We start from the raw sequence: 13849 nt of genomic DNA on the forward strand, positions 1-13849 counted from the left end.
GCTGTGCAAAATAAGCCCATTAATTCCCCGAAACGATTTTAATCCCCCGAAAAATCAATACATAGGAGAAAAATTAAAAGTTGGCCCGCGATGTGCAATAAGCAATTTAGTTGATTCAATCACGAGTGTCGTTAGGCAGAAGTTTTAGAGTGCCGGCGGCGGAATAAACACCATGTGCTATAGCTTAAAGAATGGCCGAGGCCGTTCCTAAGCGCTAAGAGCGGTGCCAATACTTATAAACAAACTTACAAGCACTTAAATCTTGGAGAATAATTATGAAGAGAGTCATTAACTGTGTTTCAGCTGCTGCTTTGAGTCTGGCGGCATTTTCAAGCCAGGCTGCAGAAATCAGTGCAAACGTTGCGCTAACCAGCGATTACAAATTCCGAGGCATTTCACAGACCGATACCAGCCCAGCTATTCAAGGCGGTTTCGATGTGAATTTTGAAAACGGCGTTTACGTTGGCACTTGGGGTTCCAATGTCGATTTTGCCAACAGCTTAGAGCTGGATTATTACATCGGCTACAGCACCGACTTAAATGAAGATGTTTCTATTGATGTCGGTTACCTTTATTACGATTACCCTGGTACTCCTGATGTAGATGATTACGCTGAGGTTTACGGCAGTGTGTCTTTTAAAGATTTCACGTTGGGGGTGAACTACTCCGATGACTACTACCTGGAAACTGGAAAGCTGATCTACATTTATGGCGGCTACGAGTTTGCTTTACCGGAAGATTTCAGTGTTGCCATTCACTATGGCTTTAGTGATTTGGATCGCAGCACTCAAAATGCCGCTCCTGGCGAAAATGCCTTCTTAACTGGCGGCGCAGATTCATATGCTGATTACAACATCACTTTAAACAAAAGTTATGGCGGCGTTGATTTCAGCTTGGGCTATTACGATACCGATTTGAATAAAGCCGAGTGCTTTGACAATGACAGTCTCTGTGATGGATCGTTTATTTTTACTATTGCTAAATCGCTATAAACAAAGCAGCGCATTTCGGAGCCAGCTGCGGCTGGCTCCAATTCGGGGGAATTATGAAATTAGTAACTGCAATTGTTAAACCATTCAAACTCGACTCCGTGCGAGAAGCCTTATCTGAAGCTGGCGTGCAAGGTATTACGGTAACGGAAGTTAAAGGCTATGGCCGACAAAAAGGCCACACTGAGCTATATCGCGGTGCCGAATATGTTGTCGACTTTTTACCAAAAACTAAAATCGAAGCTGCAGTGGCAGATTCAGATGTTGACGTTGTTGTTGAAGCTATTTCAAAAGCAGCACACAGCGGAAAAATTGGCGACGGAAAAATATTTGTCAGCGCCTTAGAGCAGCTTATTAGAATCCGCACCGGTGAAACCGGCGAAGATGCTATCTAGCATGGCGATCTGATTTAATCTCGCAATAAACTCAAAAACCTTATTTTTTGCGGCTTTTTTAGCTGCGACAGGATTCTTTTGTCTGGAGAAAACTGATGGAAACCCAAGTTAACGAGTTGGCTTATGCCCTCGACACCTTTTATTTCTTAGTCTGTGGTGCCCTGGTAATGTGGATGGCCGCTGGCTTTGCCATGTTGGAAGCTGGCTTAGTGCGCGCTAAAAACACCACAGAAATCCTTACCAAAAACGTCGCCTTGTTCGCTATCGCTTGTACCATGTACATGATTTGTGGCTACACCATCATGTACGGGTCAGCCGATTGGCTGTTGTCCGGCATTACGGGGGACGGAATTGCCGGAGCCGCTGAGCCTGCGAGCTATGCTCCTTCAGCGGACTTTTTCTTCCAGGTTGTGTTTGTAGCAACCGCCATGTCGATTGTTTCAGGTGCTGTCGCTGAGCGCATGAAACTGTGGGCATTCTTAGCCTTTGCTGTGGTGATGACAGGCTTCATCTATCCACTTGAAGGTTCTTGGACTTGGGGCAGTAAAGATGTCTTCGGTTTGTACAATCTAGGAGATCTTGGTTTCTCTGATTTTGCGGGCTCGGGCATTGTGCATATGGCAGGTGCCGCAGCGGCCTTGGCTGGTGTATTGATTCTTGGCCCACGTAAAGGCAAGTATGGCCCAGGTAATGTCATCACTCCGATTCCGGGTTGTAACTTACCATTGGCTACCTTGGGTACCTTTATTCTTTGGTTGGGTTGGTTCGGCTTTAACGGTGGCTCGGTATTAGCAACAGCCAGTGTTGAAAGTGCAAACAGTGTAGCGGTCGTCTTTATGAATACCAATGCAGCAGCAGCTGGTGGCTTAATCGGTGCGCTAGCAATTGCCCGCTTTAAGTTTGGTAAGGCTGATCTCACAATGGCGTTGAACGGTGCTCTAGCTGGCTTGGTAGCGATTACAGCAGAACCATCAACACCTACTCCATTACAAGCCACATTGTTCGGTATGCTTGGTGGTGTCATCGTTGTATTCAGCATCCTGACTTTGGATAAGCTAAAAATCGATGATCCAGTAGGTGCAATCTCTGTTCACGGTGTTGTGGGTCTATTGGGCTTACTGCTAGTGCCAGTAACTAACCCTTTAACGGCCGATGGCGGCTCTAGCTTCACTGGCCAGTTAATTGGTGCTGCTACTATTTTCGGCTGGGTGTTCCTAGCAAGCTTAGTGGTGTGGTTGATCATCGATAAGATCTTCGGCGTACGCGTAAGCGAAGAGGAAGAGTACGATGGTGTTGATCTGGCTGAGTGTGGTATGGATGCCTATCCAGAGTTCACCACTAAGTAACTGAACATAGCGTTTGTGTTACATCATAAAAGCCCCGGTTTTCGGGGCTTTTGTGGCTAAAGAAGGCTTGTTTGGGTGATTTTTAGGGCTTTTCCGTGTATGGTGCCCCCTCTAAAAAAAGCCATGAAAAGCCTTAGCAATTCAAGTTCAAACAGGAATTCGGTATGAAGTTAATCACAGCGGTTATCAAACCATTTAAATTGGACGACGTACGTGCAGCCTTATCGGAAGTCGGCGTGCAAGGTATGACAGTTACTGAAGTCAAAGGTTTTGGTCGTCAAAAGGGCCACACAGAGCTTTATCGAGGCGCTGAGTATGTGGTGGACTTTTTGCCCAAAGTTAAACTGGAGCTGGCTCTTGATGACGCCATGGTTGAGCAGGCCGTAGAAGCCATTAGCAAATCGGCTCAAACGGGTAAGATTGGCGATGGTAAAATATTTATTTCACCATTGGATGAAATTATCCGCATTCGCACTGGCGAAACTGGCCCCGAGGCCGTATAAAAACCTCGCAGCTATCATGGTTTTTGATGGCTGCGCGCTCTTTATTTTCTTCCTATCTTTCCTACTTCCACTTTTTCTTTTCTTATTTTATTTTCGCAGCGGTTTAATTTGCTTTTTTACTTCAGTGTCTAAGCACTTATCAAGTATCACAGCCCTAACGGCTGGATTACTTTAGTTCTAAATTAGCTTATCGCAAATCAGCTCTGATTGAAGGCCTGCCTTTGTTAAGTCATTGAGATGTCGCTGCTGCACAAATATTTGATTGAGCACATAAATATTTTTGCACCGTTTATGGGCAATTCTCAATTTCTCTTTTGTTGCCTTATCAATAAGTCTAGGCGCTGTTTACACTGTTCGTGGCTCTGCAATAACCACAACTAAAACACAGATTTCAATTCAAAACTAAAGAACTAACTGTCTAAGCTGTCATTTTGGAAAAAATGGAATTTTTTCAGTAATAATGATGAAAAAAAGTGATAAAAAAGTTCCGACGATTGGTTGCCTACTCTGATCAATAGGCTATACCTAAATACGAAGGGTGTATTCTTAGGGTACTTAATAAAATGACAATACTTAAACAGCATAAAAAAGAAAAAGCTGTTAAGCAGCTTAATGTGAGTGACAAGCCGGTTGGATTAGATTCGCTTGCTAAATTAGATAAAGAGCAATCCTTTACCCCGGGCTGTCGAGCCGATCTTAGGTCCGAGTTAGATCGTCAAGTGCAGGAATTTCTAAGCCAAGGCGGAGAGATCCAGGATGTTGCACCGAACGTGATGGCCGATCCGCCTAAAAAGCCTCAGAATAATTATGGGTCTAGGCCTATCTAAATAGTTTTACGGTTTCATCTGCAAGTTGGCCTGCAGTCGTTCTACGGCTGCAGGTATTTTATTGAGTTGGTCGACTTCCAGGCTAGCTTTGTAATCAGCTTCTTTCCAGGGGTTACTCTTAGGGTTATACCAAATAGTGTATAACCCTGCTTGCCGTGCCCCCAAAACATCGTCACTCGGGTTGTCCCCTATATGTAGTGCTTCTTCAGCCTTAACATTAAAGTGCTTTAAGGTATGCACAAAAGGCTCTGGTTCTGGCTTGCCGATACCAAGATCTTCTGCACTGATATGCAGTGTGAAGTATTTATCGAGCCCCAAGCGTTTGCTGCAGGCATTGCCATTGGTGATGGCTGCGAGTTGATACTGTTCGCTCAATTGCGCCAATGTTTCCTCTGCATGTTCAAAATAAATGGGCTTGTGCCGCCAGTGCATAAAGCATTGAAAGATTTCATCGCTGAGTTGATCAGCACCGCTTTGGCTAAAATTATGATCTTGCAAAACTAAACTGAGAGATTGGCGACGCAGCTGACTTATTTGGTATTTCAGTTGTGGGTGGCTGGCAGTAAGCTGTTTCCACTTTTTTACGCGAGCTTGAAACAAGCTCATCATGTCATAGTGTTCAGCTATTACCGTGGCGTTTTGACTTAATAGGGTAAAGGCTTGTTTTTCAGCTTCCATCATCACTTGTTTGGTAGACCAAAGCGTATCATCAAGATCGAAACAAATCAGTTTAATATCTGGCATAGAGCAGTTTCTTAATCGTCTTTTTTCTGCGCCCTTGGGTGGGCATTATCATAGACTTTCGCGAGATGTTGAAAATCCAAATGTGTGTATACCTGTGTGGTGGAAATATTGGCATGTCCTAAAAGTTCTTGCACGGCTCTTAAATCACCGCTGGACTCCAGCATATGACTGGCAAAAGAATGGCGCAGCATATGGGGGTTAACCGGGTGGCCTTTAGCTAGGCTTTGGCGATTAAAACGCGCTTGAATGCTACGTGGTTTTAGGCGCTGACCTTTTTTACTGATAAACACGGCGGGCTCGTCTTGTTCGGCGAACAACTTACGCTGAGCTAACCATTGTTTTATGGCATTAATGGCAAGCTTGCCTAAGGGTAGTAATCTTTGTTTGTTGCCTTTGCCTCGTGCCAGCACGGTGCCCGCTGAAAAGTCGATGTCGATTATATTCAGACTGGTCAGCTCGGCTAAACGAAGTCCAGATGAGTACATGGTTTCTAAGATTGCGCTATCACGTGCGCCATAAAAATCATCTTCGTGATCAACCGACATAAAGTCTGCCGTTTGATCCACATCCATCGTTTTGGGTAAGGGTTTGGGCGATTTAGGCGCACTGATGCCTGTGCTTGGGTCTTGTTTTATCCACTGTTCCTTTATGGCAAAACGAAACCAAGAGCGTAAGGCTGAGAGCAACCGCTGTATACTTCGGCCGCTTAAGCCTTGGCGATGCAGCTGTGCAATGCACTGGCGAATATGGTGTGCGTTTACGGCACTAATATTATCGAGGTTTTGGGAATCGCAATAATGTATAAATTTATCCAAATCGCGTCGATAATTGGCGAGGGTATGTGGGGAAACTTGCCGCACTTGCTGCAGATAATCGCAGAAGCTTTGACTTTGTTGCAGCAAGTTTTCCATGCTTAGCCTGGCAAATGTTTTGGCACAATGCGATTTAGCATATCGGCAATATAGGAAAGAAACAGGGTGCCCATGCTGGATCGATAGTAATCTGGATCACGATTGCCGATGGCTAGCAGGCCAAAGCAGTTGCCGTGAATTAGAGGCGCAATGGCGGCCGAGCCTACCTTGGCGGCATTGTCTTCAAATAAGTAATGAATAGTGTTGCCGTCGAAATGTCCGCAACATGCTTTACCCGACTTAATATGTGCGCCAAGCGGCTCTCGGGCTTCATTCAAAGTAACAATGCGGGCCGGGCCGGCGTCAATATTATCGTCTTTACTGAATAGCAGCAGGGTAGTGTAGTGAATTTTAAATTCACTATTAAAACTGTAGAACAGAGCATCAATAATATCGCCCAAATCTTGGGCTTCCATCAAGGCCAGTACTAGGCGCTTGGTTTTATCGAACAACTTATCGTTATCGCGAGCATTTTCTAACAGGCTGCTAAGGCGATGACGCATTTCCATATTGCGCTCACGTAAAACACTAACTTGACGTTCAATCAGTGAAATTGCATTACCGCTGGCGTGGGGTAATTGAATATCGCTGATTAAATTAGGATGGCGTAGAAAGAATTCTTGATCGTTTTTTAAAAATTCAACGATATCCTGTTCGTCTATAGCACTTTCTGTGTTGCTCATATTTTTATTTGTCCGTGATAAACCGTCGTTGCGGGTCCTGTCATGATAACGGGCTGGTCGCGCCCTGGCCAATCGATCTGCAAGCTACCACCTGGCAGATTTACTTTCACCTTCTCATCCAATAAGCCCTGTAGACGGCCGCTAACGACTGCTGCGCAGGCGCCGGTGCCGCAGGCCAGTGTTTCACCTACTCCGCGCTCAAAAACCCGTAGGTTAACTTCCTGTCGAGATAGTAGCTCCATAAAGCCGGCGTTTACCTTCTGTGGAAAGCGGGCATGAGCTTCTATCTGTGGTCCCCATTGTTCAATCGGGCCTTTCTTACAGTTATCGATCACAGTAACGGCATGGGGGTTGCCCATCGATACTGCACCGATCTCAATCTCGCCGTGATCTAGCGTTAAGCGATATTTGCTTTGTTCTTCAGCATTATCAAAGGGGATTTGTGCTGGGCTAAGCTCGGGCTTGCCCATATCCACACTGACATCTCCATTGTCTTGCACTTTTAGTAGCAATACCCCGGCTTTGGTTTCTACTTTAATTTCTTTCTTGCCGGTTAATTTGCGCTCGCGCACAAACTTAGCAAAGCAACGAGCGCCATTACCGCAATTTTCAACCTCACTGCCATCACAGTTAAAAATGCGATATTTAAAATCAACATCGGGACGGCTGGGAATCTCAACGATCAATAGTTGATCACAGCCGATGCCAAAGCGTCGATCAGCAATCTTGCGAACCTTCTCGGCACTGAGTCGGATGCGTTGGCTAACTGCGTCAATCATGACGAAGTCATTACCTAAGCCGTGCATCTTGGTGAATCTCAGTCTCACTCTATCTTCCTTATATCTAACTTTCTGGTGCTTACAATAGCTGCTCGTGGGCAAATAACTCGGCAATAGATTCGCGTCTGCGGATCAACTGAGCCTTATCGCCGTCAACCAGAATTTCAGCGGCTCTGGGGCGGCTATTGTAGTTAGAGCTCATGGTGAAGCCATAAGCGCCAGTCGACATAACAGCTAATATATCACCTTCTGCCAAAGCAAGTTGACGCTGCTTGGCCATAAAATCACCAGTTTCACAAACAGGGCCGACCAAGTCCCACTCTTTGCCTTCTTCGGAACGCTCTTGGACTGGCAAAACTTGTTGCCAAGCTTGGTACAGCGATGGGCGAATATTATCGTTCATGGCGGCATCGATGATGGCAAAGTTCTTATGTTCGGTGGGCTTTAGGTAGTCCACACGGGTGAGCAGGGCACCGGCATTGGCGACAATAGAGCGCCCAGGCTCAAAGATGAGCTCTAATTGGCGATCACCAAGCTTGGCTCGTACGGCTTCGACTAACTCGCTGATGGCTGGTGGCTTTTCGCCCTGATAGTCGACACCTAGGCCGCCGCCTAGATCCATATGCTTTAGGGTAATGCCTAAGCCGGCAAGGGTGTCTATAAGCTGCAAAATACGATCTAGGGCATCAATAAAAGGCGCGAGCTCAGTCAGTTGTGAGCCGATATGGCAATCAACGCCCACAACCTCAAGAGACTCTAGGCTTGCGGCGCGTTGGTATACCTCGGGTGCGCGCTTGATATCGATACCAAACTTGTTTTCTTTCAAGCCGGTGGAGATATAAGGGTGGGTCTTCGCATCGACATCGGGGTTTACGCGCAGCGAAACGGCGGCGGTCTTGCCCATGTCTTTGGCAACTGAGGCGAGTAGCTCGAGCTCGGCTTCAGATTCCACATTAAAACAGTGAATCCCCACCTCTAGTGCGCGGCGCATCTCGCCGGGCTTTTTGCCGACGCCGGAAAAGACGATCTTTGCGGGTTCCCCACCAGCGGCGAGCACACGTTCAAGCTCACCTTCAGAGACAATATCAAAGCCTGCGCCTAACTTGGCTAGCTGCTGCAAAATCGCGATATTGGAGTTGGCTTTCACCGCATAGCAGGCCATGCCACTATCGCCAAGGGCGTTGGCATAGGCTAGATATTGGCGTTGTATATGGGCCAGGCTGTAGACGTAGCAAGGGGTGCCGTACTGTTCGGCAATATCTTGCAGCAGGCATTGCTCGGCCATGAGTTGTTGTTCGTTATAGTAAAAATCTTGCATGGTGCTATTGCTGTATTTAATTCTATGATTTTAGTTGGATGGGGTGGCTTATTATTCCACCGCTTCTTTAGTTGGCGCTTTCGTTACCGCTGATGGCTCTTCATTACCCGCTGATGGCTCTTTTGTTGCCGCTGATGGCTCTTGCACAACAGGCTCAGCGGCAGGTAAGACCAATGGGCCTTTTTGGCCGCATGCGCCTAGAGCGGCCACAAGGGTAAGGCCAAATAGGATTGCGAATGCTTTTTTCATAATGCGTCTCTATAAAGGCTATAAGCAGGCCGCAGTATACGGTAAAGGCGGCGGTGGATATAGCTTTGGCAGCATTGACCCTGTGTCAGATCGTTGATGTGGGGCATGCTACAATCCTTGGTTTGAATTGTTTGATAGATGATACTGAATCTAAGAGAGAATCGACCATGAATGAAGCTGAATTTTTAGCCCAAGCCGAAGACACCCTAATGGCCCTAGAAGACGCCATCGATGAGTGTGATGCCGCTTTAGACTTTGAATCCAGCAGCGGAGTATTGACCATCGACTGTGAAGATAGCAATACCCAAGTGATTGTCTCTCGCCAACTGGCGATGAAGCAAATCTGGGTGGCGGCCAAGTCTGGTGGTTTTCATTGTGATTGGGAAAGTAGCCAGTGGACTTGTACCACAACGGGCGAAAGCTTGGATGAGTTGCTTAACCGTGTGTTGAGCGAGCAATCCAGTCAGCCGGTAGTGCTATAGCCCTTGTAATAGCTCTTGTGGCCGTACCAGTGGGCGGTCTTACAAATGAAAAAGAGCTTAGAAAACATAGAGAGCTTAGAGAACTTATATGAGTGATTTGATCGAATATAGCGAAGCTGAACATGCGGTAACCCTTCGCCTCAATAACGGTAAGGTAAATGCCCTGTCCCCTGCGGTGTTGGCGGCCATCAACGAAGGTTTAGATCGCGCAGAGGCTGTGGCTAAGCCGGTGATCATTACCGGTCGCGAAGGTATGTTTAGCGGTGGTTACGATTTAACCGTAATGCAAGAGGGGATCGATGCCGCCAGAGCTATGGTCGATGCGGGCTCGCGCTTAACACGTCGCATGCTGGCACATCCACAGCCCATCATTGCGGCATGTAATGGCCATGCCATCGCTAAAGGCGCATTTTTATTGCTGGCCTCAGATTATCGAATTGGCGTAGAGGGTAACTTTAAGATAAGCCTTAACGAAGTAGCGATCGGCATGACCATGCATCATGTGGGTATCGAGTTATGTCGAGGGCGTCTCGCGCCAGTCTATTTCAATCGTGCTATTATCAATGCAGAAATGTTTGATCCGCAGGCAGCGCTTACAGCTGGTTTTTTAGACAGCACCGTTGCCGATGAAAATGAACTGCAGCAAGCAGCTGCAGCGCTAGCGCAGCAAATGGCAAGCCTCAACCGTGATGCTTTCAAAGCAACAAAAGTAAAAGCCCGCAAACAGCAATTGGACGCTTTAGATTGGGCCATTGAGGAAGATAATAAAATGTAAAGCCATTGCTTTGCGCTGTTGTAATTACAGGAGACAAGGCATGTTTAGATTACATTTTCAAAAAACTTTCTCACGAGGGCTGACCATGCTGATGGTTGGCCTTCTACTATCTTGCGGTGCTCCGCAACATAGCGCCACTGACCAAGCTGCAAGTATTGAGCAGTTGCAGGATTTTTTAGACACTTACCCCGCACTTGATGTTCAAGCCGAATTAGAAAAGTTTCTGTTCATGAGTGATGATATGAAAGCTTTTTCTAGTTTTTACGTTAGGCCTAAGGGGACAGCCAGTCGGCGTATTCAAGATATACATAACGCCATTAATGATCCTTCAAGAACAATAGAATACAAAGCGGATGCTCATTACACGGCGGATGAGGCCTTCGATAAGGCACAGGCAAACTGTCTTTCTTATTCGGCATTGTTTATAGCTATGGGGCGGCACGTCAATCTAAATCTATCGTTTCAAGAGGTGGATTTACCTCCCAGTTGGAGCTTAGGAGAAAAAGATTTACTGCTTAGGTTTCGCCATGTGAATGTTATTGGTAAAACAGGTGCTGGGCGAAATAAAATAATCGACTTTCGCATGGACCGCTTTAGCCACTTCTACCCCAGCAGAACGATATCTGACTTGGAAGCTTTATCACTTCAGTTTAATAATCTTGCCGTCGATGCGATGTTTGAGGACGATTGGCCAACAGTATTTAAATATTTGCATTCTGCTATCAAGGCAGACCCTAAAAAAGTAGTAGCTTGGGGTAATTTAGGCCTAGCACTAAGACGAATTAACCGTCTAGCGCTTGCAGAAAGAGCTTACTTAAAGGCCTTGTCGGTTGAGCGAAGAGATTACAGCGTTATGACGAATCTTGCCAACCTGTATAGAATTACTGGGCGTTTAGAAGAGGCCAAAGCTCTCGCGGAACGATCTTCTTCCCATCGAAAAAGAAATCCCTATTATCATTTTGCAAATGCCCAGAGAGACTTTCGTAAAAAAAATTATACTGGAGCGCTTGAACATTTAATTTTGGCAAAAAAAATCAATGATCGGGAAGGCAACTTTGCTCAACTGGAAGCTATCATTTATTGGGAGCAAGGCTTGAGAGAGCAAGCTATTGCTACCATGGAATTGGCCTATAAATGGGAAGAGGGAGCTAGAACCAGCGAGCTCATTGATAAGCGCCTAAAAGACTGGCGTCGAGCCTTAGCAGCGGGCGAGCCCGCAAAAGATTTGAAAGACCTATAACTTATGATCAGTACAGAAGCCGAATTTTATCCCAATGGCAATTGGCTAACAGAGAAACAACTAGAAAAGCTCCGCAAAGGTTTGCCAGCTTTCTCCTTAAGCGAAGCTAGCGAGCTAGAAGAAAATCTGGCCATACTAAAACAGCAGTATCTTAGTTTTTATAATATCGATTTTTCTGTTGAGTTTCCGGACTTAGAGTTAAAGCATTCGATGGGAAAAATCGAAAGTGGAGAATTTGAGTTACTGTGCCAGGCCTGGCAGCCAACTAAACCTAAAGCTTGGGTGCTGTTAGTGCATGGTTATTATGACCATATGGGTATCTACCAACATATCATTCGCCACCTTCTTAGCGCAGGCTATGCTGTTTTAGGTTTTGATTTGCCCGGGCATGGTATGAGTACAGGTGAGCGTGCCTCGATTGAAAATTTTGACCATTATGCCGAGGCCTTAAAGAAAGTTAGGTCTTTGCTGGGCGACAGTGAGCTGCCGGTTCATGTTATTGGTCAAAGCACGGGTTGCGCTGCGATTATGAATTATTTGATTAATAATGATGAGCCCGCTTTTGATAAGGTGCTGCTGTTAGCTCCACTGGTAAAACCCTTTGCCTGGGATAGTGGTCAGTGGTTGTTTAAATTGTTAAATAATCGCATCAATAGCATGCCGCGACGTTTTGCTATTAACTCCCATAATATTCCTTTTATGAAGTTTCTCGCGGAGCAAGACGTCTTGCAGCCAAAGCAGTTATCTGTGCCATGGGTGGCTGCCATGAAAGATTGGCTAGAGCGAGTGGATGCTATCGAAGAACCCTGCACTAAGCCTATTGTCGTTATCCAAGGCACCGATGATAAGACGGTGGATTGGGAATATAACTTGCCCCAAATAGAAAAAGCCTTTGCCAGTGTGAAGGTAGAGCTTATCGAGGATGGCCGCCATCAATTGGTAAACGAGGCGAGACGCTATCGTGATCAAGTCTTTGCTCTTATCGATCATCACCTAGAGGCCCACTAGCCTGGCTCTATAAATACCCTTAAGTGGTTAATCCTGCCAGTTAAGCGACAGTAATCCCCCTGTTGCCAGGCTTTTACTCCGGCTGATAATAGGGCGCAGCGTGGTACGGCTATAAATTTGAATTAAAAACAACGCTTAAAATAACAATAACTCGGAGGCCCTATGATTCAGTGGAGCGAAACGCACCAGAGTGTGCGCGATATGGTGCGGGATTTTGTCGAGAAGGAAATCGTCCCTCATTTGGATGAATTAGAATATGGTGGCTTACCGCCTTACGATATTCTGCGCAAATTTGTAAAAACCTTTGGCCTGGATGAAATGGCTAAGGCTTCTTTTGAGCGACGTATCGCCGCTGAATCAAATCCTGAGAAAAAGTCAGATGGCGATTCGACGAGGGATGCCGCTTTAAGCTTGATACCTACTATTGAGATTAGTCGTCATGCCCAGGGCTTGGTGACAGCTATGGGGGTGTCTATGGGCTTAACCGGTGGCGCCATTATGTCTAAGGGCACGCTAGAGCAAAAGCAACGCTGGGCTTTGCCTTTGCTCACACTAGAAAAAGTGGGCGCTTGGGCGATAACGGAACCTAATTCTGGCAGTGATGCCTTTGGGCAGATGAAATCTAGCGCCAAAAAAGTCGATGGCGGTTTTTTACTTAATGGCAACAAAACCTTCATTACTAATGGCCCTTATGCTGACACTATTGTCTTTATTTGTAAGCTTGAAGAAGACGGTGTGCCCGCCGAGCAACGTAAAATTGTTTCTTTTGTTTTAGATTCCGGTATGGAAGGTTTAGAGCAATCGAAGCCCTTCCATAAAATGGGTATCGGTTCTTCTCCAACTGGCGAGCTCTTTTTGCAAGATGTTTTTGTTGAGGAAGATCGTCTTTTAGGTGGTAATATTAACAGCTATGGTCGCGGTGGTGCGAAGGCGACATTCGCACAAGAGCGTGCCGGCATTGCGGCAATGGCCCTAGGCATTATTGAGCGTGCGCTTGAGCTATGTGTGGAATACGCTAAAGAGCGCCAGCAGTTTGGTCAGGCCATTGGGCAGTTTCAGTTAATTCAGTTGAAGCTTGCCAATATGGAAGTGGCTCGGGTTAATGTTCAAAATATGGTGTTCCGTTATATTGAGATGAGTCAGCAAGGTATTGCGATGAGTATGGCTGAGGCTTCTTCGATGAAGCTTTATGCTGCGCAAGCGGCCATGGAGGTTACGACTCAGGCGGTGCAGATTTTTGGTGGCAATGGTTATATGCGCGAATACCGGGTAGAGCAGCTTATGCGTGATGCCAAGATTTTACAGATTTATGGTGGCACGGATGAGATGCAGGTATTGGCGATAGCGAAGGATTTATTGCGGGACTAATTTTTCTAGCATTGAGCTTGATAAGAATCATTATTGGTTTTTTGCCGCCCTTAGAGGGTGAAAACGCTCGCCCGCAACGCGCTCAAGCCATGGATTCGCACCGTCCAGGTGCTCAGCCTTCGGCCAAGCCCAAAATCCCTCCAAGGGATTTGGTCGAGGGCGCTCGGGTCGTGTCATCCGTGACACTTTACGGTTGCTGGCAAGCGTCTTCACCCTCTAAGGGCTACTGTGA

The 13849-nt window shown here is 46.3% G+C and carries 16 protein-coding genes; 10 read left to right on the top strand and 6 right to left on the bottom strand.

Annotated features, from left to right (window positions below; all coding sequences use genetic code 11):
- Positions 1-275: 275 nt before the first annotated feature.
- The 5 genes from Q1A41_RS14600 (at position 276) to Q1A41_RS14620 (ending at position 4060) form a co-directional block, all read left to right on the top strand.
- Positions 276-992, top strand: coding sequence for a TorF family putative porin (locus Q1A41_RS14600; protein WP_299980481.1), 717 nt, complete (start codon positions 276-278; stop codon positions 990-992).
- A 53-nt stretch (positions 993-1045) separates the two neighbouring features.
- On the top strand, positions 1046-1384 hold the full coding sequence (locus Q1A41_RS14605; protein WP_299980483.1) for a P-II family nitrogen regulator: 339 nt from the start codon (positions 1046-1048) through the stop codon (positions 1382-1384).
- A gap of 95 nt (positions 1385-1479) precedes the next feature.
- Positions 1480-2730, top strand: a complete 1251-nt coding sequence (locus Q1A41_RS14610) for an ammonium transporter (protein WP_299980485.1) — start codon at positions 1480-1482, stop codon at positions 2728-2730.
- 164 nt (positions 2731-2894) lie between these two features.
- Entirely contained in the window at positions 2895-3233 is a 339-nt protein-coding gene (locus tag Q1A41_RS14615; RefSeq protein ID WP_166852649.1) for a P-II family nitrogen regulator, read from the top strand.
- A 563-nt stretch (positions 3234-3796) separates the two neighbouring features.
- Positions 3797-4060, top strand: coding sequence for a hypothetical protein (locus Q1A41_RS14620; RefSeq protein ID WP_299980487.1), 264 nt, complete (start codon positions 3797-3799; stop codon positions 4058-4060).
- A 6-nt stretch (positions 4061-4066) separates the two neighbouring features.
- Here Q1A41_RS14620 and Q1A41_RS14625 read toward each other — a convergent pair whose 3' ends face one another.
- The 6 genes from Q1A41_RS14625 to Q1A41_RS14650 are packed head-to-tail and all read right to left on the bottom strand — an operon-like array spanning position 4067 to position 8744.
- Positions 4067-4804: an HAD family hydrolase gene (locus Q1A41_RS14625; protein WP_299980489.1), complete on the bottom strand. Its 738-nt coding sequence runs from the start codon at positions 4802-4804 to the stop codon at positions 4067-4069.
- 11 nt (positions 4805-4815) lie between these two features.
- Complete coding sequence (gene xerC, locus Q1A41_RS14630; RefSeq protein WP_299980698.1) at positions 4816-5706, bottom strand: tyrosine recombinase XerC; 891 nt, start codon at positions 5704-5706, stop codon at positions 4816-4818.
- Between the two features lie 11 nt (positions 5707-5717).
- Positions 5718-6398, bottom strand: coding sequence for a DUF484 family protein (locus tag Q1A41_RS14635; protein WP_299980491.1), 681 nt, complete (start codon positions 6396-6398; stop codon positions 5718-5720).
- Complete coding sequence (dapF, locus tag Q1A41_RS14640) at positions 6395-7225, bottom strand: diaminopimelate epimerase (RefSeq protein WP_299980493.1); 831 nt, start codon at positions 7223-7225, stop codon at positions 6395-6397. Before dapF ends, Q1A41_RS14635 begins: the two co-directional genes overlap by 4 nt.
- Positions 7226-7256: 31 nt before the next feature.
- Positions 7257-8495, bottom strand: coding sequence for a diaminopimelate decarboxylase (gene lysA, locus Q1A41_RS14645; RefSeq protein ID WP_299980495.1), 1239 nt, complete (start codon positions 8493-8495; stop codon positions 7257-7259).
- 51 nt (positions 8496-8546) lie between these two features.
- Positions 8547-8744: a lipoprotein gene (locus Q1A41_RS14650; protein ID WP_299980497.1), complete on the bottom strand. Its 198-nt coding sequence runs from the start codon at positions 8742-8744 to the stop codon at positions 8547-8549.
- A 65-nt stretch (positions 8745-8809) separates the two neighbouring features.
- On the opposite strand from Q1A41_RS14650, the gene cyaY reads away from it, so the two are divergent.
- From cyaY to Q1A41_RS14675, 5 genes are all read left to right on the top strand, one after another.
- Positions 8810-9226 (top strand): iron donor protein CyaY, encoded by a 417-nt coding sequence (gene cyaY, locus Q1A41_RS14655; protein WP_299980499.1) that lies wholly within the window; start codon positions 8810-8812, stop codon positions 9224-9226.
- 88 nt (positions 9227-9314) lie between these two features.
- Positions 9315-10001 carry a crotonase/enoyl-CoA hydratase family protein gene (locus Q1A41_RS14660; RefSeq protein ID WP_299980501.1) on the top strand — a complete coding sequence of 229 codons (687 nt, stop codon included), beginning with the start codon at positions 9315-9317 and terminating at the stop codon, positions 9999-10001.
- Positions 10002-10041: 40 nt separating this feature from the next.
- Positions 10042-11241, top strand: a complete 1200-nt coding sequence (locus tag Q1A41_RS14665) for a hypothetical protein (RefSeq protein ID WP_299980503.1) — start codon at positions 10042-10044, stop codon at positions 11239-11241.
- Between the two features lie 3 nt (positions 11242-11244).
- Positions 11245-12249: an alpha/beta hydrolase gene (locus Q1A41_RS14670; RefSeq protein ID WP_299980505.1), complete on the top strand. Its 1005-nt coding sequence runs from the start codon at positions 11245-11247 to the stop codon at positions 12247-12249.
- Positions 12250-12411: 162 nt separating this feature from the next.
- Positions 12412-13617 carry an acyl-CoA dehydrogenase family protein gene (locus tag Q1A41_RS14675; RefSeq protein WP_299980507.1) on the top strand — a complete coding sequence of 402 codons (1206 nt, stop codon included), beginning with the start codon at positions 12412-12414 and terminating at the stop codon, positions 13615-13617.
- The last annotated feature ends 232 nt before the right edge of the window (positions 13618-13849 follow it).

The organism is uncultured Pseudoteredinibacter sp., from assembly GCF_947502065.1.
GTDB lineage: Bacteria > Pseudomonadota > Gammaproteobacteria > Pseudomonadales > Cellvibrionaceae > Pseudoteredinibacter.